This window comes from Neorhizobium sp. 2083 (assembly GCF_031455615.1).
Classification (GTDB): Bacteria; Pseudomonadota; Alphaproteobacteria; order Rhizobiales; family Rhizobiaceae; genus Neorhizobium.
Window position 1 is genome coordinate 314,215 of the sequence record NZ_JAVDTC010000007.1, and the last position, 22,838, is coordinate 337,052.

Annotated in this window: 24 protein-coding genes; 9 read left to right on the top strand and 15 right to left on the bottom strand. The window is 59.4% G+C overall.

Annotation, left to right across the window (positions count from 1 at the left end; all coding sequences use genetic code 11):
* The first annotated feature begins 84 nt into the window (after positions 1 to 84).
* On the top strand, positions 85 to 825 hold the full coding sequence (locus tag J2X76_RS25435; RefSeq protein ID WP_116275712.1) for an SDR family NAD(P)-dependent oxidoreductase: 741 nt from the start codon (positions 85 to 87) through the stop codon (positions 823 to 825).
* A 383-nt stretch (positions 826 to 1,208) separates the two neighbouring features.
* Here J2X76_RS25435 and J2X76_RS25440 read toward each other — a convergent pair whose 3' ends face one another.
* The 12 genes from J2X76_RS25440 to J2X76_RS25495 form a co-directional block, all read right to left on the bottom strand.
* Positions 1,209 to 1,679 carry a heme-degrading domain-containing protein gene (locus J2X76_RS25440; RefSeq protein ID WP_310220266.1) on the bottom strand — a complete coding sequence of 157 codons (471 nt, stop codon included), beginning with the start codon at positions 1,677 to 1,679 and terminating at the stop codon, positions 1,209 to 1,211.
* A 42-nt stretch (positions 1,680 to 1,721) separates the two neighbouring features.
* A complete protein-coding gene (locus J2X76_RS25445; RefSeq protein ID WP_310220268.1) occupies positions 1,722 to 2,492 on the bottom strand; it encodes a sugar phosphate isomerase/epimerase in 771 nt (256 codons plus the stop codon).
* A 39-nt stretch (positions 2,493 to 2,531) separates the two neighbouring features.
* Positions 2,532 to 3,023 (bottom strand): VOC family protein, encoded by a 492-nt coding sequence (locus tag J2X76_RS25450; RefSeq protein ID WP_310220269.1) that lies wholly within the window; start codon positions 3,021 to 3,023, stop codon positions 2,532 to 2,534.
* Position 3,024: 1 nt separating this feature from the next.
* Positions 3,025 to 4,080, bottom strand: a complete 1,056-nt coding sequence (locus tag J2X76_RS25455; RefSeq protein ID WP_310220270.1) for a sn-glycerol-3-phosphate ABC transporter ATP-binding protein UgpC — start codon at positions 4,078 to 4,080, stop codon at positions 3,025 to 3,027.
* 35 nt (positions 4,081 to 4,115) lie between these two features.
* On the bottom strand, positions 4,116 to 4,928 hold the full coding sequence (locus J2X76_RS25460; RefSeq protein WP_310220272.1) for an aldo/keto reductase: 813 nt from the start codon (positions 4,926 to 4,928) through the stop codon (positions 4,116 to 4,118).
* Between the two features lie 2 nt (positions 4,929 to 4,930).
* Positions 4,931 to 5,779, bottom strand: coding sequence for a carbohydrate ABC transporter permease (locus J2X76_RS25465; RefSeq protein WP_310220273.1), 849 nt, complete (start codon positions 5,777 to 5,779; stop codon positions 4,931 to 4,933).
* A complete protein-coding gene (locus J2X76_RS25470) occupies positions 5,776 to 6,636 on the bottom strand; it encodes a sugar ABC transporter permease (protein ID WP_310220275.1) in 861 nt (286 codons plus the stop codon). The genes J2X76_RS25465 and J2X76_RS25470 overlap by 4 nt, the downstream gene beginning before the upstream one ends.
* Before the next feature lie 77 nt (positions 6,637 to 6,713).
* Complete coding sequence (locus J2X76_RS25475) at positions 6,714 to 7,928, bottom strand: ABC transporter substrate-binding protein (RefSeq protein ID WP_310220276.1); 1,215 nt, start codon at positions 7,926 to 7,928, stop codon at positions 6,714 to 6,716.
* A gap of 66 nt (positions 7,929 to 7,994) precedes the next feature.
* Positions 7,995 to 9,128 carry a mannonate dehydratase gene (locus J2X76_RS25480; protein ID WP_310220277.1) on the bottom strand — a complete coding sequence of 378 codons (1,134 nt, stop codon included), beginning with the start codon at positions 9,126 to 9,128 and terminating at the stop codon, positions 7,995 to 7,997.
* A gap of 113 nt (positions 9,129 to 9,241) precedes the next feature.
* On the bottom strand, positions 9,242 to 10,420 hold the full coding sequence (locus tag J2X76_RS25485) for a mandelate racemase/muconate lactonizing enzyme family protein (protein ID WP_310220278.1): 1,179 nt from the start codon (positions 10,418 to 10,420) through the stop codon (positions 9,242 to 9,244).
* Positions 10,421 to 10,454: 34 nt separating this feature from the next.
* Positions 10,455 to 10,892, bottom strand: a complete 438-nt coding sequence (locus J2X76_RS25490; RefSeq protein ID WP_310220279.1) for a VOC family protein — start codon at positions 10,890 to 10,892, stop codon at positions 10,455 to 10,457.
* 14 nt (positions 10,893 to 10,906) lie between these two features.
* Positions 10,907 to 11,602 (bottom strand): dimethylmenaquinone methyltransferase, encoded by a 696-nt coding sequence (locus J2X76_RS25495; protein ID WP_310220281.1) that lies wholly within the window; start codon positions 11,600 to 11,602, stop codon positions 10,907 to 10,909.
* Between the two features lie 146 nt (positions 11,603 to 11,748).
* On the opposite strand from J2X76_RS25495, the gene J2X76_RS25500 reads away from it, so the two are divergent.
* The 3 genes from J2X76_RS25500 to J2X76_RS25510 are packed head-to-tail and all read left to right on the top strand — an operon-like array spanning position 11,749 to position 14,800.
* The gene (locus J2X76_RS25500) at positions 11,749 to 12,531 is read left to right on the top strand and encodes an IclR family transcriptional regulator (RefSeq protein WP_310220283.1); all 783 of its coding nucleotides are present in this window, start codon (positions 11,749 to 11,751) and stop codon (positions 12,529 to 12,531) included.
* A gap of 38 nt (positions 12,532 to 12,569) precedes the next feature.
* Positions 12,570 to 13,766, top strand: a complete 1,197-nt coding sequence (locus tag J2X76_RS25505; RefSeq protein WP_310220284.1) for a mandelate racemase/muconate lactonizing enzyme family protein — start codon at positions 12,570 to 12,572, stop codon at positions 13,764 to 13,766.
* Positions 13,767 to 13,795: 29 nt separating this feature from the next.
* On the top strand, positions 13,796 to 14,800 hold the full coding sequence (locus J2X76_RS25510) for a Gfo/Idh/MocA family oxidoreductase (protein ID WP_310220285.1): 1,005 nt from the start codon (positions 13,796 to 13,798) through the stop codon (positions 14,798 to 14,800).
* Positions 14,801 to 15,083: 283 nt separating this feature from the next.
* On the opposite strand, the gene J2X76_RS25515 is transcribed toward J2X76_RS25510, so the two are convergent.
* Positions 15,084 to 15,452 carry a hypothetical protein gene (locus J2X76_RS25515; protein ID WP_310220286.1) on the bottom strand — a complete coding sequence of 123 codons (369 nt, stop codon included), beginning with the start codon at positions 15,450 to 15,452 and terminating at the stop codon, positions 15,084 to 15,086.
* Between the two features lie 42 nt (positions 15,453 to 15,494).
* Here J2X76_RS25515 and J2X76_RS25520 point away from each other — a divergent pair, with 42 nt between their 5' ends.
* Both J2X76_RS25520 and J2X76_RS25525 read left to right on the top strand, forming a co-directional pair.
* On the top strand, positions 15,495 to 15,815 hold the full coding sequence (locus J2X76_RS25520; RefSeq protein ID WP_310220287.1) for a hypothetical protein: 321 nt from the start codon (positions 15,495 to 15,497) through the stop codon (positions 15,813 to 15,815).
* Positions 15,816 to 15,936: 121 nt separating this feature from the next.
* A complete protein-coding gene (locus J2X76_RS25525; RefSeq protein ID WP_310220288.1) occupies positions 15,937 to 17,661 on the top strand; it encodes a diguanylate cyclase in 1,725 nt (574 codons plus the stop codon).
* A 295-nt stretch (positions 17,662 to 17,956) separates the two neighbouring features.
* Here the strand turns inward: J2X76_RS25525 and J2X76_RS25530 are convergent, their stop codons facing one another.
* Both J2X76_RS25530 and J2X76_RS25535 read right to left on the bottom strand, forming a co-directional pair.
* Positions 17,957 to 18,331, bottom strand: coding sequence for a VOC family protein (locus J2X76_RS25530; RefSeq protein ID WP_310220289.1), 375 nt, complete (start codon positions 18,329 to 18,331; stop codon positions 17,957 to 17,959).
* Positions 18,332 to 18,376: 45 nt separating this feature from the next.
* Positions 18,377 to 19,183: a helix-turn-helix transcriptional regulator gene (locus J2X76_RS25535; RefSeq protein ID WP_310220290.1), complete on the bottom strand. Its 807-nt coding sequence runs from the start codon at positions 19,181 to 19,183 to the stop codon at positions 18,377 to 18,379.
* 432 nt (positions 19,184 to 19,615) lie between these two features.
* On the opposite strand from J2X76_RS25535, the gene J2X76_RS25540 reads away from it, so the two are divergent.
* From J2X76_RS25540 to J2X76_RS25550, 3 genes are read left to right on the top strand one after another with little or no spacing between them, the layout of a single operon-like run.
* Positions 19,616 to 21,646 carry an FUSC family protein gene (locus J2X76_RS25540; RefSeq protein WP_310220292.1) on the top strand — a complete coding sequence of 677 codons (2,031 nt, stop codon included), beginning with the start codon at positions 19,616 to 19,618 and terminating at the stop codon, positions 21,644 to 21,646.
* A complete protein-coding gene (locus J2X76_RS25545) occupies positions 21,643 to 21,852 on the top strand; it encodes a DUF1656 domain-containing protein (protein WP_310220294.1) in 210 nt (69 codons plus the stop codon). Before J2X76_RS25540 ends, J2X76_RS25545 begins: the two co-directional genes overlap by 4 nt.
* Positions 21,849 to 22,727 carry an HlyD family secretion protein gene (locus J2X76_RS25550; RefSeq protein WP_310220295.1) on the top strand — a complete coding sequence of 293 codons (879 nt, stop codon included), beginning with the start codon at positions 21,849 to 21,851 and terminating at the stop codon, positions 22,725 to 22,727. Before J2X76_RS25545 ends, J2X76_RS25550 begins: the two co-directional genes overlap by 4 nt.
* The last annotated feature ends 111 nt before the right edge of the window (positions 22,728 to 22,838 follow it).

Below are 22,838 nucleotides of genomic sequence, written 5' to 3' on the forward strand. Positions count from 1 at the left end.
CCGAAATGACCGGAACAACGAGCGTGGAGGCTCCGCAATGCTGCGATCCTCCTCGCTCCACGGCAATGAAAGGAACAGATGCATATGATTGATCTAAGCGGAAAACGTGCCCTGGTCACCGGCGGTTCTCGCGGTATCGGTGCGGCTATCGCTCTTGCTCTTGCCGAGAACGGCGCCGACGTCGCGTTCACCTATCAGCGCTCGGCCGAGAAGGCCGAGGCGGTCGCGAAATCAATTTCAAGCCATGGGCGCCGCGCTGCCGCCATCCAGGCCGACAGCGCCGACCCGCAGGCCATCGCTCGGGCGGTTGAAGAAGCCGTGGCGAAGCTGGGCGGGCTCAACATCCTCGTCAACAGCGCGGCGATCGGCCATACCGGTAATATCGCCGACCTGAACCTGGAAGAATATCAGGCCGTGATGGATGTCAACGTTCGTGCACCCGTGCTGTTCGCAAAGGCTGTCATTCCGCACTTGCGCGACGGCGGTCGAATCGTCACGATCGGTTCCGCACTCGGTGAGCGGGTTCCTTTCCCTGGGATCACGCCTTACGCGATGTCGAAGGCGGCTCTGACCTCGTTCACCCGCGGCCTTTCCCGCGAGCTGGGGCCGAGCGGCATCACGGTGAACCTTGTGCAGCCGGGCGCGACGGACACGGATTCGAATCCTGCAGACGGCGCGGCTGCGGATTTCCAGCGAAGCCTGACGTCGCTAGGACGCTACGGCGAACCGAGAGAAATTGCGAACGCCGTCGTCTTTCTAGCAAGCTCCGCCGCGAGCGTGATTACGGGTGCGACCCTTACGGCAGACGGCGGCGCGATCGCCTGACGCACTTCCGCTCAGGCGTGGCCTTTCGCTGAAGGAGGCCAGGCTTTTCCGCGACATCGGCAACCAAAGATTGTTCCCCAAGGTCCCGTGGGTAGAGGCTGCGCAAGATTTGCGACGGTCTGCTCTTGATGGGATGCGGACCGGCGACCGATTGTTTTCGAATTAGCTTGCACCCTGGCGACCAGCGTCAACTTGATTTGGCAGCGGGAAGTATAATGCGCATGGACGTCGCGACCTCCCTTGCGGTGAGAAGACGGTTATCTCTGATCCAGCTTCGAATCCCTCATCTACATCGTCACGATGGAAGCTTTACGGACTGGTACAAGACGTTAGATCGTCTCATAGTTTACGAGCCATATAGGCCACGATAGCAGTGCAGTTCTCTATCGTCGTGATACGACATGCCGGATCGCCTCTGCCGCCAGCCTGTGGTCATCATATTGCGTGAGCCCGCTTACCGTCACCGAGCCGACACACCCTGCGCCCGCAACGACGATCGGCACGCTGCCGCCGCTGGAGCAATAGTCTTCTGCTGAGAGGACATATCGCTCAAGCAACGGCCGGCCGTCGCGATCTGCAAGCAGTTTCATCATCAATGAGCTGCGATAGAAGCGTTCGACGACATTACGCTTGCGCTTTATCCAATGCGCGTTGTCGGGCATGGCTCCCGGCATCGCGAAAAAGAACAGGCGCTGGCCTGTCCGCGCGACTTCGAAGGCAATCGGCATGTTTTCGGCGACCGCCCGCTCTTGAATGTAGCAGCCGATTTTCCACGCAATCAGGGGATCGAACGATGCAAATTGCAGTTCGGCTGCTTCTTGCTCGAGTTCTTCAATAGTCTGTGGCTCTGCCAAGATCGCTCTCCTTGCCGGCAATCCGGCGAAAGGTCGGGGTTGCTAGAGGCCAAGCTTTTTCAGATAATCGATGGAGCGTTTGGCAAAGATGCGCCAGTCGCTGGGGTTGTCGTGTTCCGTCACGATATGTTCGGCCTTCGTCTTGCGGAACAGCGGGACGAGTTTCTGCCAGTCGATGATACCGTCGCCGGTCGGCGCCCAACCGTCGTCCTGCGTGGTGCCTGCCGGCGCCATGTCCTTGGCCTGGATGGCGATGATGCGATCGGCAAATTTTTGAAGTTCCGCCGCCGGATCGCCGCCGGCGCGGGTGATCCAGCCGCAGTCGATCTCGAACCAGACATTCTCGCCACCGGCCAGAATGTGGTCGATCGACCGCGAACCGTCGGCAAGCGGGCGGAACTCGAAGTCGTGATTGTGCCAGGCGACCTTCAGTCCGTGCTTTGCAGCAAGTGTTGCCCCTTCCGAAAGCTGCCCGCCAAGGCCCTGCCAGTATTCGGCGGTCGTGCCGCGCTCTTCCGGCACGACATAGGGCGGGATCATGATCGAAGCGCCGATCGTCAAAGCGATATCGATGAAGCGGTTCGGCTCGTTCACCAAGCCCTTCAGCGGCATGTGGAAGCAATGGCATTTCAGGCCATTGTCATCGAGTGCCTGGCGAAAGGCTTTCGGGTCGGCCTCATAGGCGGGAAGCCAAGGCTCGATCGCATCGTAACCGAATGACTTAAGCTGAGCGAACTGGGAGAAGAGCGGCGGGAAATTACGGGAGGAATAGAGCTGGTAGGAAATCGGATAGGTCATGGTCTCGTCTTTCAATGCGTTATCCGGCGACGTGCCGTTTTAGGCCAGCCATCGCTATTGCGGCTGCTTGTCCCGGTCGAATTCGAGGAGTTCGATCAACCCGCCGAGCGGGCCGCCCTCGGTATCGAAATAGGCATAACGACCGGTGCCGCTCTGGAATTCGCCCCGTTGCAGCATCGCATGCCCCGCGCCTTCGAGAGAAGCGGCATCGCGGGTCAGGTTACGGGTTTTGAAGGCGAGATGATGGAACCCCGGCCCCTTGCGCTCCAGAAGATCACGCCATGCACTTGGCTCTGGACCCGGCTCGATGAATTCCAGATCGATATGGGCGAAATTGAACATCATGATACGGCAGCCGATACGCGCCGGCCTTCCCTGATAGACGGCCTGCGCCTTGTCGGGATCGGCGGCATAGCTCACCGGCGGCAGCGGAAGCCCGGTCATGCGGGAGAACCAGCCGGCGGATTCTTCCAGCTTGTGGGTCACGAAGCAGATCTGCAGCAGCTCTTCGCCGTCGCCCAGAATGGCGTTCGGGATCGCGCTCATGTCAGGCCTCCAACCGCTTGCCGGTTTGCGGATCGAAGAGATGGACCCGTGTTGCATCGACGCTGACCGACAGCTTTTCGCCCGGTGCCTGCATGATGCGCTCGCGGAACACGCCGACCATGTCATGGCCGCCGAGGCGCAGCACCACCTGCGTTTCCGACCCGGTCGGTTCCACGGTGACGATTTCGGCGGCAAGCCCGCCGGCGTCAAGGCTCAAGTGTTCCGGACGAATGCCGAGGCGTACATCGCGGCTGCCAAAACGCTCCAGGCCGGGTACGACAAATGCGGTGCCGTCAGCGGTGCGGAAACTGCCGTTCTCGATACGGCCGGACAGGATGTTCATGCTCGGCGAACCGATGAAGCCGGCGACAAAGAGGTTTGCCGGACGGTCGTAAAGCTCCAGCGGCGAACCTACCTGTTCGACCACGCCGCCGTTCATGACGACGATCCGGTCGGCCATGGTCATCGCCTCGATCTGGTCGTGCGTGACGTAGACGGTCGTCGTCTTCAGGCGCTGGTGGTTCTGCTTGATTTCCGAGCGCATCTGCACGCGCAGCTTCGCATCGAGGTTCGACAGCGGCTCGTCGAAGAGGAAGACTTTCGGCTTGCGCACCATGGCGCGGCCCATGGCGACGCGCTGGCGCTGGCCGCCGGAGAGATGCTTGGGATAGCGCTTCAGGTAATCTTCAAGGCCGAGCATCTTGGCAGCTTCCGCCACACGCGCCTTGATCTCCTCCTTCGGTGCACCGCCGAGCCGCAGCGAAAAGCCCATATTCGCCTCGACGGTCATATGCGGATAAAGCGCATAGGACTGGAAGACCATGGCGATGTCGCGCTCTTTCGGGGCGAGCGCATTCACCACCTTGCCGTCGATGGCGATTTCGCCGCCGCTGATCGCTTCCAGCCCGGCAATCATCCGCAGAAGCGTGGATTTGCCGCAGCCGGACGGGCCAACGAGAACGACGAATTCGCCATTGGCGATATCCACCGACACGCCGTGAAGAATTTCGAGTGCGCCATAGCTCTTGCGCGCCTGGCTGATGTTCACTGAACCCAAGGGTCTACTCCATTCAAGATTTCAAACATCCCGGCTCAATCGTCCCAGGCGGGCGACTTTTCGGGATCGATGCGGCGATAACCGCGGTCGAGGGTACGGATTTCGGCCATCTCGGCGGCATCCAGCGAAACGGTGCCGGCCGCGAAATTGGCCCTGAGATTGGTCTCACTGCCGGAGGCCGGAATGACGATATGGCCTTCGGCCATCAGGAAGGCGAGCGCGACGGCCGCGACCGTAACGCCATGCTTTTCCGCAATGCGCTTCAGCACGGGGTCGTTGGCAACTTCGCCCTTCGCCAGCGGCTGATAGGCCGTAAGCTGCAGGCCGATCTTACGGGCATGGGCCGCCAGTTTCGGAGCCTGCAAATAAGGGTGGATCTCGACCTGATTGGTAGCGAGTGCATCCTTGCCGATCAGCACGGCCGTCTTTTCGAGGAGGGCTGCCGGATAGTTCGAAACGCCGATCAGCCGGGCATAACCCTTCTGCTGCGCCTCTACGAGCCCCGTCATATAGTCCTCAAACGGCACGGCATCACGATGCGACGGCCAATGGATCAACAGCAGATCGACGTGATCGACGCCGATCGTATCGAGGCTAGCGCAGACGGACGGCATGAACTGTGCCTTGTCGAGGCGCGTATCGGCGACCTTGGTGGTGACGAAAAGTTCGTCGCGCTTGAGGCCGGAGCGGCGCATCGCTTCGCCGACATTCTGTTCGGTCCCGTAGCTCTGAGCCGTGTCGAGATGACGATAGCCGATCTCGATTGCCTTCAGAAGCGCGGCAATCCCCTCATCGCCAGTGCGGCCATAGGTGCCGAGGCCGAGTTTCGGAATGGTTTTGTCGGTCATGATCATCCTTTCGTGGCGCCCGCGGTCAAGCCGCCGACGAAGAGACGCTGCATCGAGAAGAACAGGAGCGCGATCGGCAGCGTCATGACGACGGAGGCCGCCATGACGGCACCCCAGTCGGTATTGAACTCGGTCGAGAATTCCGCAAGCCCGATCGGCAGGGTCTTCACCGAACTGTCGGTCGCGAAGCAGAGCGCGAAGACGAACTCGTTCCAGGTGGTGACGAAGGCATAAACCACGACCGCGACGATGCCGGGCGTCGATAGCGGCAGGGTGATGCGAAAGAGGATGCCGATGCGCGATGCGCCGTCGATGATCGCCGCCTCTTCCAGTTCCACCGGGATCGCCTTGAAATAAGAGGTCAGCATCCAGACCGAGAGCGGCAGGGTGACGATCATATAGACCAGGATTAGGCCCCAGAACGTGTTGACGAGGCCAAGCACGCGCAGGGTTATGAACAGCGGCACGATGATCGCCGCCGTCGGCAGCAACTGGCCGATCAACACGAAGCTCTGCAGGACGGGTTTGCCGCGGAAATTGAAGCGGGCGAAACCGTAGGACGCGAAGATTGCCAGGATCAGCGCCAGAACGGTCGAGCCGACCGAGATGATCACGCTGTTCAGGAAATAGCGAGGAATATTGCTCCCGAAGAGCACTTTGTAATAGTTGCCGAATGTCGGCGTCTCAGGCCACCAGATCGGCGGCACCGTGTAGAGTTCCGGCAGCGTCTTGATCGACGAGCCGAACATCCACATGAACGGGAAGAGGCACACGAAGACGAGGACGATAGCGCCGACGATGGTGATCGGCAGCGGCAAGCCGGTGCGCTTGAGGGTTGGGGCTTCGCTCATTTCGCCTCTTCCTGGGTCGAGGCAAGTGCCTTGATGTAGATGATGACGATGACGAGAGCGACGGCGAAGAACATCACCGACAACGCTGCCGCCTGATTGAAATTGGTGCTTTCGAACGCGAGCCGGAAGATCTGGATCGGCGTGATCAATGTGCGGTTGGCGGGGCCGCCGCGGGTGATCGCGTAGATGATGGTGATCGAGTTCAGGCCCCAGATGACGAGCAGCAGGGTGACCGCGACGATGACCGAGCGGACCTGCGGGATCATGATGTGCCAGACTTCCTGCCAGAAATTGGCGCCGTCGACGCGGGCCGCCTCATAGAGGTCGTTCGGGATCGACTGCAGGCCGGCGAGCACCATGATGGCGACGAAGGGGAAGAGCTTCCAGACGTTGATGGCGATCAGCACCGGCATGACCGTGTTGCCGTTCGTCAGCCAGCCGATCGGTTCCGGAATGACGCCCGCCCCGGTCATCATGTAGTTGATAATGCCGAATTCGGTGTGGAACATCCAGGCCCAGGTGGTCGCCGCAACAATGCCCGGCACGACCCAAGGCAGTAGTGTGATGGAACGCACGATGCCACGGCCGATGAAATTCTGGTTGAGCAGGATGGCCGCGGCTGTACCGAGCACGACCTGGAAGACGATCGATCCGCCAACGAACCAGAACGTATTCCAGAACGCTTGCGGCGTGGCACGCGCACCGAGCACGGCGTTGAAATTGTCGAGGCCGACGAAGGCGCCCTGGCGATCGGTGACGCTCAAGAGGCCGGTATAGGCAACGGGATAGGCGATGAGCATCGCCAGCACGATCAGCGCCGGCAACACGAAAACAAGGCCCGTCGAATTGCGGTCCATCTATGGCTCCTTTGGGAAGTCAGATGTGGTGCCGCCCCGGGGGATAAATTCCGCCCGAAGCGGTCGGGTATCCGATCTTATTTCTGGTCGAGCAGTGCCTGGATGTCCTTGGCGGCGCCGTCCATGGACTTCTGCACGTCTTCATCGCCGAGCAGGATGCGCTGGATGCCGTCGAAATAGGCCTGGGTGATCTGTACCCAGTTCTTGTTGTTCGGCACGGCGCGGCCGTAAGGCAGCATTTCCTTGAAGACGGTCAGGATCGGATCACTGAAGCGCGGCAAAGACATGGCCGACTTGCGGGCCGGGAACGTATCGGTCAGGGCACCCTGGTTTTCCGCTTCGGCGAGGAAGCCGACGAGTTTCTTGGCGTCCGTCGGGTTTTTGGCCGACTTCGGAATGACGAAGCTCCAGCCGCCGAGCAGAGCCGCAGTCTTCTTGTCGGCCGGATGCGGGATCTGCATCACGCCGATATCGATCTTCGGGTTTTCCTTCTTGATCGAGGCGATGTCGAACTGGCCCGACTGATAGGCAGCAACCGTTTCGGCGATGAACAGGCGGCGCAGCGCCGTACCGTCGTTTTCAAGCGTCGAAGCCGGTGCCTGCTTGTTCTTGAAGAAGTCTGTGTAGAACTTGACCGCCGCGACCGCTGCCGGCTGGTTGACGAGCGCCTTCTTGCCGTCCGCCGAGATCATGTCGCCGCCATTCATCCAGATGAATGGAAGCGAACGGAAGATTGTATTGCCCATTTCGCCGCCGCCGGTGATGCCGAAGCCGGACATCTTGCCTTTGGAGAGCGCCTTGGCCGCGGCAACCAGTTCATCCCAGGTCTGCGGCGGCTTGTTGGGGTCGAGGCCGGCATCTTTGAACGCACCCTTGTTGTAGATGATCGCATGGGTTTCGATGCGGTACGGAATGCCCCAGAGCTTGTTGTTCCAGGTGGCATAGTCCAGCGCGGCCGGAATATAATCGTCGCGATCCTTCAGGACGTCATCGACCGGTAGGACGAGATCATTCTGGGCGTAACCGTTGATCCAAGCGTGCTGGACGTCGATAACTTCCGGGGCGGCGCCCGACTGAAGCGCCGTCAGCACGCGCTGCGGCAGACCGTCCGAAGTCGTGATCTCGAGCTTGACCTTGACGTCCGGGTTGGCCTTTTCGAACTTGGCGACGATCTCACGGGCGCGCGCCTCGTTGAAATTCGGCGTCCACCAAGTCACATCACCGGCGAAAGCCACGCCGCTGGCCAGCATCGTCATTGCGGCCGTCATGACGGCCATTTTCCTGAATTTCATTGTCATTTCCTCCTCCATGCGGCTTCAGCGCCGCCCTCCTTCAGACCCGGCTTCTGCCGGAATTCTTCATGCCGTCGCGGCTTTCGAGACCTCCGCGAAATCCGCAATCCGTTCAGAACGCGCGGGCCCCAGCGAGGCGGCGTTCATTGTCAGCGCCTTCATGAAACCGATCGTATAGGCATTGCCCGCGTGCCATGGGGCCGGGCAATCAAGATCCGGCACATGGTCAGGCACCATGACGCTATCGAACCCTTCGTCGCGCAGGACGCGGATGATCTCGGCCATATCCACATCGCCGTCATCGACGAAGCTCTCGACATAATGCGGAACCTTGCCGCGAACGTTGCGGAAATGGACATAGGCGATCGCGTCGCGCTTCGCGAAATGACGGGTCGTCTCGTAGACATCGCCGTCCACCATTTCCTGCAGCGAACCGACGCAGAATTCGAGCGCATTAGCCGGGCTTCTGACGATATCGAGAAGCCGCTCATACTTTGCGTGGCTGTTGACTAGGCGGGCATTGCCGCGCAGGCGCTGGACCGGCGGGTCATCGGGATGGGCGGCGAGCCGCACATTCGCTTTCTCGGCGACCGGCACCAGTTCCTTCAGGAACCATTCGAGCCGCGACCAGAGTTCAGCTTCCGAGACGTTGATCGGTACGCCGTCCAAAGCAGTCGGACGGTACCGCATGTTCCACAACATGCCGTCCGGCATGGGCTGCTGCTGGTCGAATTCCTCGCCGAAAAACACGGCGGTCATGGCGCCGCCGCGGGCGACGCGCTTGCGCTGCCAGCCCCAGACGCCGGCGATCGAAAAATTATAGCCAAGCACCGGGATGCCCGCCCTGCCCGCATCGCGCACGAGCTGTTTCAGCCCGTCCATCTGCTCATGCTTTTTCGGGCCGTCGAGAAGAATGTCCGACCAGAAGTTTGGCGAGAGATTTTCCAGCGCTGCGACCTTGAGGCCATGTTTGCCGAGCATCGACACGACACCGGCCATGTGATCGTAGGTCCAAAGCGGCACATCGATGCAATCGCCATTGACAGGCCCCACCACGCCGCCGGCACGGTAAGCGCTGCTATCGGCATTGCGGGCATACTGGGTGAGATGGATAACCACGTCGGCGACGCCGAGCTGGCTCGCGTAACGCGCACCATCCTCAGTGAGATGATCGCCGAACAGCGTCAGTCCTACCCTCACGCCTGCCTCCCCGATTGATGCCTTGGCTTTCGCGCCATTCAGTTCATATTTGAATGTCATCAATTCGAATTATAACTTGAGCCAGTTAGGCCCGGTTGTCAATCGAGCGCTTATCACGAGTGCGAGCGGTCCTTCAGCGTCGCGGCGCCTGTCGCTACGCCACTCGTGTTCATGCTGCCGTCAAACAGCGGCACGTTGTAATGAGCATAGGGGTAACGCTCACAGGCCTCTTCAATAAGCTCGACACCGAGACCTGGTGCCGTTGGCGCAAGAATGGCGCCGCCTTCGAATTGCAGCGTTTCCTTCACCAGCTCCTTACGCCACGGCACGTCCACCGAAACTGTCTCAAAGATCGAGAAATTCGGGATCGCGACGGACATGTGCAGGGTCATGGCATTCATCACCGGGCCGACCGGATTATGTGGCGCGACCGGGATCAGGTGATGATGCGCCATGTGCGAAATGCGCTTCGTCTCACCCAGGCCGCCGGCATGCGAGACGTCTGGCTGGAGAATATCGACGGCCTTCTTGTTCAAGGCCTCCAGGAATTTTCCGGGCTCATACCAGCGCTCACCGGCTGCGATCGGAACGGGGCTTTTCTGCCGCACATCGACCAATGCGTCGATGCTTTCCGGCGGCGTCGGCTCCTCGATCCAGCGCAGATTATAGGGCGTAAGCTCCCTGCACATGACGATCGCGGTCGGCACGTTGAGCCGGCCATGAACATCGAGCATCAGATCGATATCGGGACCGACCGCATCACGCACGGCGGCGACGATATCGATCGTCTCGCGACGCTGCTTGCGATCCATTTCGAGATCGGCGACATCGAACGGGTCCCATTTCAAGGCCCGATAGCCCATCGCCACGGCCTTGCGGGCGTTCTCGGCATATTGATCCGGCGTGACGGCCCCGAAGAACCAGTGATTGGCGTAGCATTCGACGCGATCCCGGTATTTGCCGCCGAGCAGCTCGAAAACCGGAACGCCGAGCGCCTTTCCCTTGATGTCGAGAAGAGCCGCCTCGATCGCGCCGAGCGCCGTACGGAAGACCGCCCCGGTGCGCCAATAGGAATCCCGGTGCAGCTGTTCGACGATCGCATCGACCTGGAAGGGATCGCGGCCGATCAGCACGCGCTCCAGTTCTTCAAGCGCGGAGACGATGGTCTTCGTCTTCCATTCGAGCGTCGCCTCGCCGACACCTTCGTAGCCGTCATCCGTATAGAGTTTGACGAATACGAAATTGGTGCGCGACACGTTCGCGACGAAGATTTTCTGCTTGACGATTTTCATGAGGCTCCTCCCAGATCGCGCGATTTCGAGGCAGCTATTTGCGTTGCGTCTTGAGGCGCTCGATCGCCTGGAACTGCAGGCTGTCATCAGCCATCTGCATCAGCTCGATGCGGTGGCCATCCGGATCTTCGATCCAGGTCTGCCAGTTGTTGTCCGCAGCCTTGATGGTCGGGCGGATGCGTTCGATGCCAAGCGCGTCGAGTTCGGCGACGGTCTTCTGGATATCCGGCACGGCAAGGCAGAGGTGGTTGTAGCCGACGGCTTCGCGTTCGGCGGCGCGGTCGCCCTCGCCTTCCGGGAAGACTTCCAGATATTGGTCGTCGGTGATGCGCAGATAGACCAGCCAGAGGCGGCCATCCTTGTCGAGGCGCATCATCTCGGAAAAACCGAGCTTGTTGATGTAGAAATCGAGGGTCCGGTCAATGTCCTTGACGCGGATGGCAACGTGAGCAATCGAGGAAACGGTCAGCATAACAATAACTCCAATTAAAGACGGCCGTATTTGGCGTAGACGTCGGCGACATCGCCACCGGCGCGGATTTCGTTGCGGGAGCGGTTTTCGATCCCCATGATCTCTTCGGCGCGGTCCAGCACCGCATTCACCTTGTCGGCCGGAATGGCGATGACGCCGTCCATGTCGCCGAAAATCCAGTCGCCGGGGTCGACGCGGATCTGAGAAGTCAGCGTGCCGGTGATCGAGATCGGCACTTCGATACCGCTGATGCGGGTGCGCTTGCGGGATTCAATCGGCGAGAGATAGCGGGTGAAGACCGGCCAGTTTTCCATGCCCATCAGGATATTGCCGTCGCGGATGCCGCCATCGACGACCACGCCGACAGCGCCCTTGGCCTTGGAACCGGTGCTCATCAACTCGCCCCAGTGCCCGGCCTTGCGCTCGCCGGCAGCCGAGATCAGCACCACGCAGCCGGGATACATGCGGCGGAAGAAGGTGAAGGTTTTCACCTCTTCATTGTCGTATTCATGGTCTTCGCGAACGTCGAGCGTGCATGCGACGGTAAACGCCGGGCCGGCGATCCGCATGTGGCGGTCGAGCCCGCGGATCTCCAGGTCCATGCACTGGTTGGGCAAGCCCATCTCGTCGAGAATGTCGTAGACGGCAGCGGTGTAAAGCTTCTGAAAGCGTGCGGCGGTGGCCGCAATCGCTGCGGTATCTCTCTCCATGATGTTTGCCTCCTCCAGCAGAACCGGCTTGCCACACACATCCTCCTCATCGGATACGCTGCAAGTCTTATCCATATTTGAACTTTGACAGTTCAATAATGCATGATAGGAAGATGTGAATTCGAATGTCAACGGCGAAGATTGTTATGGACCAGATGAGCGATTCCGGTGCGGCCAAGCACACGATCCCTGTCATCGACCGGATGATGGATGTTCTGGCCGCATTGGAGCGGCGTCCGAACGGCGTGAATATCCGCGATTTGACGACGCTTCTCGGCCTGCCGCGCACGACGATCTACCGCATCGTCAACACGCTGCAGGGCCACGACATGGTGCGGCGCGACGACACAGGCGCCTATCATCTCGGACGGCGGCTGTTGAAACTCGCCTCCCATGTGGCGGCCGGCGTCAGCGACATCGACCTTGCCGCTTTCTCGCAGCCGTATCTCGACAAGCTGTCCGCCGAACTCGGTGAGGGCAGCAAGCTTTCAGTACTGGATCCCGAAGGAATACTGGTACTTTCGGCCTCGCAAGGCCGCCGCGAATACGCGCTGACCGTAGCGCCCGGACAGCGTATGCCGATCCATGCGGGGGCGGCGAGCAAGATGTTACTCGCACATCTTCCGCCCGAAGAACTGGCGACCTGGCTCGCCAAGCCGCTGATCGCCTATACGTCGAAATCGATCACCGATCCGAAACGACTGGGAACCGAGCTTGCCCGCATCAAGCGGCTGGGCTGGGCGCAGGACCGCGGCGAAAACGCGCCGAGCATCCATGCTTTCGCAGCGCCAGTCTTCGACAAGTCCGGCAAGCTCGTTGCCGCGATCAGCGTGCCGTTTCTCGCCGGCGCCGAACCGAGCCGCATGGAGGAAATCCGCGTCGCCGCCATCGATGCGGCGCGTGCCATGAGCGAAGCGATGCCGGTTTAAAGCACTCGAATCAAAAGACATTCAGACTAGGAGGCAGAATGAAGATCGTCGACCTCAAATGCGCGGTCATCGGCAAGAGCCCGATCGTGCGGATCGTTTCCGATGAGGGCATTTCCGGCTACGGCCAGGCAGAAACCTGGAAGCCTTATCTCAAGACGCATATCCTCGCCTTCCGCGATGCGCTGATCGGCGAAGACCCGACCAATGTCGAGCGCGTCATGCTGAAGATCCGTCAGCGTGGCGGCTTCAAACCCTGGGGCTCGGCGGTCAGTGTCATCGAGATGGCACTCTGGGACATTGCCGGCAAGGCCGCTAATATCCCCGTCTACAAGCTGCTCGGCGGCAAGGTGCGCGATAAGGTACGCGTCTATAACGGATCGATCCGCTTCCCGCTCGCCGATCACCAGCCGGAAGATCTCGCCGATGACCTGAAGAAAATGATGGCGCTGCCGGAGGGCTTCACGATCATCAAGCAGCCGATCGGCTTCCATTCGCCGATGAAGCGTGCGGTCAAGGATTTCTATTATCACGAACCGAATGCCAGCCCCTTCCACGGCGCACTGGATCGTGGCCCGATCACCGAAAAAGGCCTCCGGCATTTCGTCGATTGCGTCGCGGCGATGAAGGAAGTGGCGGGCGACAAGACCGGCCTCGCGCTCGACTGCGGACCCGGCTGGATGCTGCCGGATGCGATCCGTCTAGTGCGGATGCTGGAGCCCTACAATCTCCTCTGGGTCGAGGACCTGCTGTCCGGCGACTACACACCCTGGGTCAATGCCGGCGTCTATCGCGAACTCACCCGCATGAGCACGACGCCGATCCACACCGGCGAACAGATCTATCTGCGCCAGAACTTCAAGGAACTGATCGAAGGACAGGCAGTCAATGTCGTGGGTCCCGATCCGGCCGATGTCGGCGGCATCGCCGAACTGAAATGGATCGCTGAATATGCCGACCTGCATTCGATCCTGATGGCGCCGCACGGCACAGCCAACGGCTTGCTGGGTCTGGCTGCCCTCATCCAGGTTTCTGCGACGCTTCCCAACAATTTCATCGCATTCGAGTACACGACCGGCGATCCGGACTGGTGGTACGACATCGTCGAAGGCTTACCCGAACAGATCGTCAAGGACGGTTTCATCGACGTCATCGACCGTCCCGGCATGGGCGTCGATCTCATGCCGGAAAAGGCGAAACGCTACCTCACCGAGGAAGACAAGGCGTTTTTCGACTGAACTGCGACATGTCCGGGAGGAGAGACATCATGCACAAGATCGGAATTTTGGGCGCCGCAGGCATCGCGCCGCGCTCCATCATCCAGCCCGCCAATCGCCGCAGGGATACGGTGATCCATGCGGTCGCCTCGCGACGTTCCGGCGCGGCGGCGGCCTATGCGGAAAAGCATGGTATTACAAAAGCCTACGAGAGCTACGAGGCGATGCTCGCCGATCCGGAGATCGACATCGTCTACAATGCCCTGCCGCCCGCCGGGCATAAGGAGTGGTCGATTGCGGCACTCAGGGCCGGCAAGCACGTGCTGTGTGAAAAGCCGATCGCCATGAATGCCGACGAGGCTGCCGAGATGATCGCCGTGGCGGAAGAAACCGGGCTTATCCTGATGGAAGCCTTTCACGACCGTTACCATCCGGCCTTTCTTCGCCTGTTAGATCTCAAGACCTCCGGCCGTCTCGGCAAGCTGAAATCGGTGCGCGCCGAATTCTACGTCGATATCCCCTTCGATCCCAAGTCGATCCGGCACGATCCCTCGCAGGGTGGCGGGGCGATGATGGACCTCGGCTATCCGGTTCACTGGGTTCGATCGATCATGCAGGCGGAACCGGAAATCCTCTCCGCGAAAGGTACGCTCAATCCGCTCGGCGTCGACCAGAGCATGCATGTGGAAATGCGGTTTCCGGATGGAACGCCGGCGACGGTCATCGCCGACATCGCCAGCCCGCCGTTCCGCGGCCTGCTACGGCTGGAGGGCGAGCGCGGCGTTGTGGAACTCGACAACCCCTGCCTGCCCCACAAGGGCCATTCGATCCGCGAATGGCTGGACGGCGAACCTTATCACGAACATACACTCGGCGCCGGCACGACATATGATTACCAGCTTGCCGCAATGATCAACGCTATCGAAACAGAGAAGGCACCGATCACCGGAGGGGCGGATTCGATGGGCAATATGATCGCCGTCGATACTATTTATCGAGCGTCCGGAATGTGTCAAAGCTTAGTTCCGGCCGGGCAAGCAGGTTTGCGCTCTTGATTTGCTCTGCGTCGCCAGTCCCAGGCGATGCTGACGATGATGTTCTTCAACGATCCGATGGACACGGACTATCGACCCGCCTGTAAAGGCGCCGGTTGGAACTTTGTATTCACCTGGCGAGGCATTGCCGAGAGATGGGTATATAGTCATAGGCCGAGAACACCTCGAACGCGGACGGCGAGATCATTGAAGGAAAAGGGCTTCGGCAGTAAATGAACTCCTTTGGCGAATCGACCATGATGGACAATGGCATTGCGGCAATAGCCCATCGTGAACAATGCTTTTATCGATGGCCGAACTCTTTTGCCTTTGCGACCACATCCGCGCCGATCATACCTCGGGGCGAGACCACATCCGTGAAAATCAGGTCCACAGCCCCGCCTGTGGCTGATATCTGCGATGCTGCTGGACCATCTTTGGCTTCCAGCACGCGGTATCCGAAGGTCTTGATGAGATTCGAACCATCGACCAGCCATAACTTCAGATGGAAGCAGACTGATAAACGAGGCAGGTCAAGCTTCTGTTCTATCTGGAATGTCCGGAAAGGGGCCGGTGAAGGAACCCGCTGCGCGGGAAGGCGCGCAGGGTGAGGTAAATGCAAACTCTCTGACATCGCAGCTTGGTTGAGCCCGTCTTCGCTCGGGTGGACCATCTCGGTTTCTTTCAACCAAAGGACCGAACGATAACCCAGATATTGCCCGATGCCCCCGTCAGCACGCTGCCCCAGCGTCTGATCGACGATATGAAGATGCGCCACTTCTCAATGGCAACGCATCGCAACTGTATCCGCGATATCGGGCGCTTCACGACATCTCTCGGGCGATCGCCGGATACGGCGACTGCCGACGAGTTGCGGCGCCTCCAGATCGAACAGCACGAGGATGGCGTTCCCTTGCCGACCATGGGCAGCATCGTGTCAGCCTGGCGGTTTTTCTTCACGCACACGCTCGACCGGCTTGCTCTCGCGCGTCGGCTGGTCCGTGTGAACAGCCCCGCAATTTGCCGGTTATACTGAGCCGCGACGAGGTCACCCGCCTGTGGGAGATCAGATGCCTGTGCGCCTCTTCTGCGAAGAAGCAGACGGGACTATGAAGTCCATTAACGGCATCAAAAGCATTCTGGGCTATTGAAAGCCTATGGCTTGGGGCGATTTTTTCAAAGGTCTATCGTCATATCTGCTTCTGGTGATATTGGCACAGTTGGGTGCCAGCGTCGCTAACGCAAGCGATTCCACCAACATTCGCACGTCATGTTGGGCTTCCGCCACGCTTTCGGAAGACATCGTCGGGATGGCTCGCGATGAACACCGATGGTCATGCTCTGGCACGAACCAGAGGATCTCCATTGAGGCGGAACGAGTCCTCCTTCGCTTCGACATCACACCTAGTCAAGTCTCTCCCCGATATCTGCTTTCACGTCGGAGCGCACTTGAAGCGGTACATCTGCTGGTCATCGACCAAGACGGCTCGATTCGACAGACTTCCTATCCTGCCGCCGCCTTGCAAAGTTCAATGGCTGGCGGCTACTTCAAAGCGGCCCTACCGGAAGTCACTAGAATGAGTCGGCAGGTTGTCGCTGCTGTTGACTTGCCCTCCCACCGGATGACGTTGGAGAAAGCATACCTTTCACCGACCGACGCAGGCGCTAGCGCCGACGACTTTCGGTTCCTGCTGCTGATGGCCGGGCTCGCCGGCACGCTCATGATGCCTCTCATCTTCAATGCGGCCTTCTATCGAGCCCTGCGCGAACCGTTCGTTCTGTGGCACTCCGCCCTCACCGTTTCGCTGCTGATGACCATCGCCGTCACATCCGGTCTGGCGGTCGCCTTTTTTGCCCCCCCAGCAATGACGCTGAGCTGGATGACGACACTGATCTTCGGGATCACGATTGGCTCAGGCGCGATGTTCACTTACAGCTTCATTGAGCCGGGATTGATGCATCCTATTCTGCGGCGCATCCTCCCCTATTGTGCTGCATGGGCAGTCTTCCTGAGTTTCTTTCACGCGACCTTTCCCTTCGTTGCACGCCCGGTTCAATCGACCGTGTACACCGCAGCGTTCGCACCGATACTTGCTGTCTTCGTATTGTCCTTGATCGACTCTCTGCGTCGGGGGAGCCGCGCCGCAAGGTTCCAGGCCGTTGGTTATGCGCCATTGGCACTGGTCGGTCTTATACGACTAGTGACTGGCTTAACACCTGGGCTCCAGAGCGCAGACGCCATGCTCATGTTCTATTTCGGCTGCATGTTTGAAGTGCTCCTCACAACGCTTGGCGTTGCAGAACGTTTTGTGATCATGAAGCGAGAGCGAGATCGTGCGCGCGACGAGGCCGATCTGCTTGAACGCCTATCTGAAACCGACCCGCTGACGGGTTTGCTCAACAGGCGAGCGATCGAGCGGCAGTTCGAGCAGCTTCGCGCCACAGGTTTCACCGCTTTAGCTGCCATCGACCTTGATCATTTCAAGGCGATCAATGATGGATACGGGCATGGTGTCGGAGATGAAGTGCTGAAGGCGGTAGGCGTCGCACTCAAAGCAGGCCCGAACGTGCGTGCCTTTCGCCTTGGTGGCGAAGAGTTCCTACTTCTGCTGCGCGGTCACGAGGTGGATGCACAGGCCGAGCTTTGCCGTGAGGCGATCCCTGCGACTGTCGCCATGGCGGTTCCGGTCCTCGCAAGGCCCGTAACTGCGAGTATGGGCATCACATCTATCTCTGGTGATGACGACTTTACGAGGTTGTATGAACGAGCGGACAAGCTTCTCTACGAAGCCAAGAGCGCCGGACGAAATAGAACCCTCAGCTTAACAGGGGCCGTGCATTTATCGCAAGCCGGCCAGAATAACCGGGTTATGATTGCATAGCCTACAACAGCGCGATCTGTCCGGTTCATCACTATTAACGCTTCTGCAGAGATCGCGATTTTCGCAAGTGGCGCATAGGCTACGGGGCACTGCCGCAGAGCGCGTCTGCTTCGGGTGTGCATCACATCCGATTCGAGGACTAAAATGAAGGCGAAGAGCGGTGATAGCCTCGCCCTTGAAAGAATACGAACCGGCGCCCTTGTTCTTGCACACTTTCCATGAGGCAAATTTGTTTGGTGGCGCAGGCATGTAGGTTGCTGCGCAGGCTGCCCATCATTTGTTCGGCACGCCTATTTCATTTCGTTGAATGAGACCGCGCGCTCAGCTTGTTTCCATCCGGGTCGCGAAGATATGCCACAAAGGCTCCGTTTGGGCGCTCCGTAGGGGGACTCTCAATCGCCGTGCCGCCATACGCGGTACCAGCGGCGTGCCATGCGAAAACATGGTCGCGACTGGCAGCAGCGATACCGATCGTCCCACCATTGGCTGCGGTCGCTGGTTTACCATCGATCGGTGTTGTGATCATGAGACGGCCTCCTTCATGGAGGTAGATCAGGCGGCCTCTCGCATCCATCTCGCCGGGCTTGCCTCCCAGTGCAGCGAATGTGGCGTCGTAAAAGCGTCTGGAACGCTCCAGGTCATTGCTGCCGATCATGATGTGGGTGAACATGCTTCCTCTCCAATCGGTTGCTTCTGTCGATGCACTCACTCACGTTCAACGCTCGAACTTCCGCAAATATTGAGCCGGGGATCTACCGAGTGCTTTCTTGAACATCGTAATGAACGCAGAAACGGATTCATACCCGAGGTCGCCCGAAACCTGCTGTACCGTGGCCCCGGCCGCGAGGCTTCGTATGGCAACAATCAACTGCAATTGCTGGCGCCAACGACCGAAGGTCAAGCCGGTTTCCTGCTGAACGAGACGCGCGAGGGAATTCTCGCTCATTGCCACGCGCTGTGCCCATTGTGCCATGGTGCTGCGGTCGGACGGATCTTCCACCAGCGTAGCCGCGATACGATTTAATCTCGCCTCGGCTGTTAGAGGCAAGTGCAGATCCTCTACCGGCATTCGTGACAAAGCCGACAGAACCAGTGTCGTCATCGTCTCCGCATAAGCACCCGCGACCACGGACTGGCCAGCCATCTCGATGATGAGCTCCCTGACGAGCGGTGACAGCGAAAGCGTGCAGCATCGATCTGGGAGATCGGCAGCCCCCGGCTCGATAAAAAGAAAAAACAATCGCGCGTTTGCGGTCGCCACGTTGCTGTGCAGCATGCCCCCAGGAACCCATACACCGCATTGGGGCGGGGCCATCCACATGCCGCTCGGCACACGACATGTTACTCCGCCCCGCGCCGCCATAACGAGCTGCCCTTTTCTATGACGGTGCTCAGGCGCTTCGCGTTCATTTTGCGAGACGTCGATCCTCACCGCACGCGCTCGCAGGCTCGACTGTTCAGGATCCTCCTCAACAAGGGGGTCAGACAGGGATAACCGAGATTGGTGGAATTCCGTCATCATCAGATGATATTTCTAAATTCCCCCGAGTGGTTTGTCGATAGTGTCATCCGAAAGAACTCGGAGAATGACGATGGCACTATATGAACCTTCCTCCCATTGGTGGTCTGATATCGTCCAGACCGAATTTCGCTCGTCTCAGAAGCGTGATCTTGGCGAAGGCGACTTGCCTCCACACTATCCGCGCTTCTCCTTCCGTCTGCTATCGGGTGCGCGAGGGATGACGAAAGCGATCCTTGCCAAGGTTCGCGGGTTCTTTGCCCACCGGCCCCCGGGCCAACCGCCTGTCTCGTGCAGCGACCCAGTGGAAGCGTATATGCATGCCTGCATCGCGACGACGTTCTTCTGCTACGTCTCGCCCGAACTTTACAGCCTTACGGACACCACGGATGAGCAAGGGGCCTCGCGAAGGAACCACCCGTCCGGAGAGGACTCATGAGCGCTCGACCCGTTGTCACCACCGGGAACGTGCTCTTTTCGTTAAAGACATTCCTGGCGGCCATGCTCGCCTATTACATCGCCATTAAATTTGATCTGCCACGACCGTTCTGGGCAGTGGCAACCGTCTACATTGTCGCTCACCCGCTGTCCGGTGCGATATCATCGAAATCGGTTTACCGACTGCTGGGGACGCTGTTCGGTGGCGCTGCAACAATCATTCTCGTTCCAAACCTGGTGAACGAGCCGATCCTGTTGTCAGCAGCGATCATCGCCTGGGTGTCGGTATGCACGTTCATCAGCCTTCTCGATCGTACGCCACGTAGCTATGTGTCACTCTTGGCGGGTTATACCGTGCTTCTTGCGGGCTTGCCACTCGTCACGGCGCCGGAAAATACGTTCGACACGGTCGTCGCCCGCATCGAGGAGATCGGGCTTGCCATCCTGTGCGCCTCGATCGTCAGCCACATTGTTCTTCCGGTTCATGTCGGAACAATCCTCCTGGGGCGCATCGATGCCTGGATGACAAGGGCGCAAGCGCTCCTGACAGCGACAGCAACCGGCGAGCAGGATGAAGTTCGATGCAGAGCGGAACGATACGCCTTGGCGGCAGACGCGGCAGACCTGCGGTCATTCACAACCCACCTGCGATATGACGGAACGAGGTACCGCCATGCCGTTTCGCTGGTAAGATCGCTACAGTACCGGATGGTGTCCTACCTCCCGTTGCTCAGCGAGCTTGAGGATCTGCGACGCGCACTGGCTAGACTTGACAGCTCGCAGGCAAAGCGGGCCGTATCCGCGATCGAAGAGCTCGGATCGTCGTCAACAAACGCTACCGGAATCTCGACGGCCAAAACTGATCTGTCTGCGTCTTTCGAAGGGCCTCGATCATGGGAAAGCCTGCTCCTTGCCAATGTTGCGCGCAACCTGCGGGATGTTGTTGAGGTTTCGCGCGAATGTCAGTCCCTTCGGAACGCATTGAAGCTAGAGAATGCAACAGGGGACCCTCATCGCGTTGAACCTCCCAAGCCTGTTCCCCAACCGCATCGTGATATCTGTATGGCATTGCTCTCAGCGCTGACCGTCGCCATCTGCCTTACGACTTCTACGGTCTTCTGGATTGCAAGCGGCTGGACCGACGGGATGACATTTGGGCAGATCTCGGGCGTGTTGTGCTGCCTCCTTGCGACCATGGACGATCCGCTTCCAGCCATGCGCAAATTCGTCAGTGTGACGATCGGTTCGGTTATCTTAGCCTTCGTCTACGGTTTCGCGGTTCTGCCCACGATCGACAGTTTCTTGACCCTCGTCGCAGCCCTCGGGCTGTTCCTGATCCCTGCGGGAATTTTTCTTGCGGTGCCTTCGCTCGCCATCGTCGGCATGGGGCTCTGCATCAACTTTCCGCTGCTGCTCACGCTCCAATCACATCAGAGCAGCGACTTCACGACCTTTGCAAATTCGAGCGTCGCAACCGTCCTCGCGATGGTCTGGACGATCATGGTCTGCAGTGTCTTTCGATCAGTGAAGGCTGAGACAAATGCCCGGAGGTTGTGGTCAGTGGTCCAGAGGCGTGTCGTCGGCATCGCGTCCGGCCGGCCCACAGACCCGCATGTCACACACCACCGCGTCATCGACGTGGCAGGCCTGTTTGCCACAAGGGCGGCAAAACTCCCTCCCACCTCGGACACCGCCGATGCGGACCTGATGAGAGATTTGCGGACAGGACTGAATATAAACGCCATGCAAGAGCTGTCTGAAGAAGCGTCAATGCTGAGCCGCCTTAAGACGGAATCGATCTTCTCCAGGCTTGAGAACCTTTATCGGCTTGGGCCTGCCGAACGCGGTGAAGCGCTGGGATACACGCTCGAGCTGCTCGACGACCTTATCCTTTCGTTTGGCGATGCGACCGCAACCGACGCCGACACCGCACTCGTCGTGCACGCGGCTGCTCTTCGTGTGTGCCTCGCCCCCGAGGCGGATCCGCCGGCCCTGATAATACCTCCGTCAAAAAGGAATGCCGCGTGACCGGACAACTCGACCTCTATGGTGTCTTCCTGCCAGGGCTTTCGGCGCTCGCTCTGGGTGCCTACGTTCTCTTCCGCATGATGACGTCGCTTTTCGCGCGGATTGGTCTTTATCAGGCCGTATGGCACCCCTCCCTGTTCAATCTCGCACTTTACATCACCCTCCTTGGCGGGCTCTCCGCCGTTATCAATTGGTTGCAGGCATGAAGAACTTCGCGATCACCTCGGGCAGAGGCCTGTTGACCCTGTCGATGGTAGGCTGCGCAGCGGTTATGAGCTGGCATTTGTGGTCATTCTACATGGAGGCGCCCTGGACACGGGACGCTCATGTGCGCGCAGATATTGTTCGACTGGCGCCGGATGTTTCGGGCCCAGTTGCGCAGGTTCTGGTCTTGGACAATGCTCAGGTGGAGAAAAACATGCCTCTGTTTCGGATCGAAACGGACCGCTTTGAACTTGCGGTGCGCGAGGCAGAAGCTCAGGTGCAGAGTACGAAGGCTGCGGCGGATCTCGCCAGAATTGACTTCGAACGATATCAGCTGCTCGCCGCCAAAGAGGCGGCGAGCTTGAAAGAGCGGCAACATGCAGAAGGCCAGATGCGCCAGGCGGATGCCGCCCATCAATCGGCGCTCGTCACTCTTGATCTGGCGAAGCTTAATCTTGACCGGACAATCGTGAGGGCCCCGGCCTCAGGGAAAATCACGAACTTCGCTCTCCGTCCCGGGAACTATGTCTCCGCCGGAAATGCGGTCGGAGTGCTGATCGAAAGCCAGGCTGTTTACGTGGCGGGGTACTTTGAGGAAACAAAACTGCCGAGGATCCATATCGGCGACCGGGTGAAGGTCGACATAATGGGCGAGCCGCAATCAGTCGTCGGCCGTGTCGCGGGTATCGCAGCCGGCATCGAAGACCGGGAGCGAAGCGAAGCTGCGGGTTCGCTTGCAAGCGTGGCTCCGACATTCTCCTGGGTCCGTCTCGCCCAGAGAATTCCAGTACGGATTGAAATCGACACTGTCCCGAACACGGTCCGGCTAATTGCTGGGAGGACCGCAACGGTTTCAGTTGAACCGAGCAACAACTAAGAGGCGCCCCCATCTTACGCTTGGAACGGGATCGCATTCCTGCGGCTGCTTCACCCTTCATCCTGCTAACGCTGGATTTCAGGACTTTCGCCAGCAGGGTCCAAAGCTCCA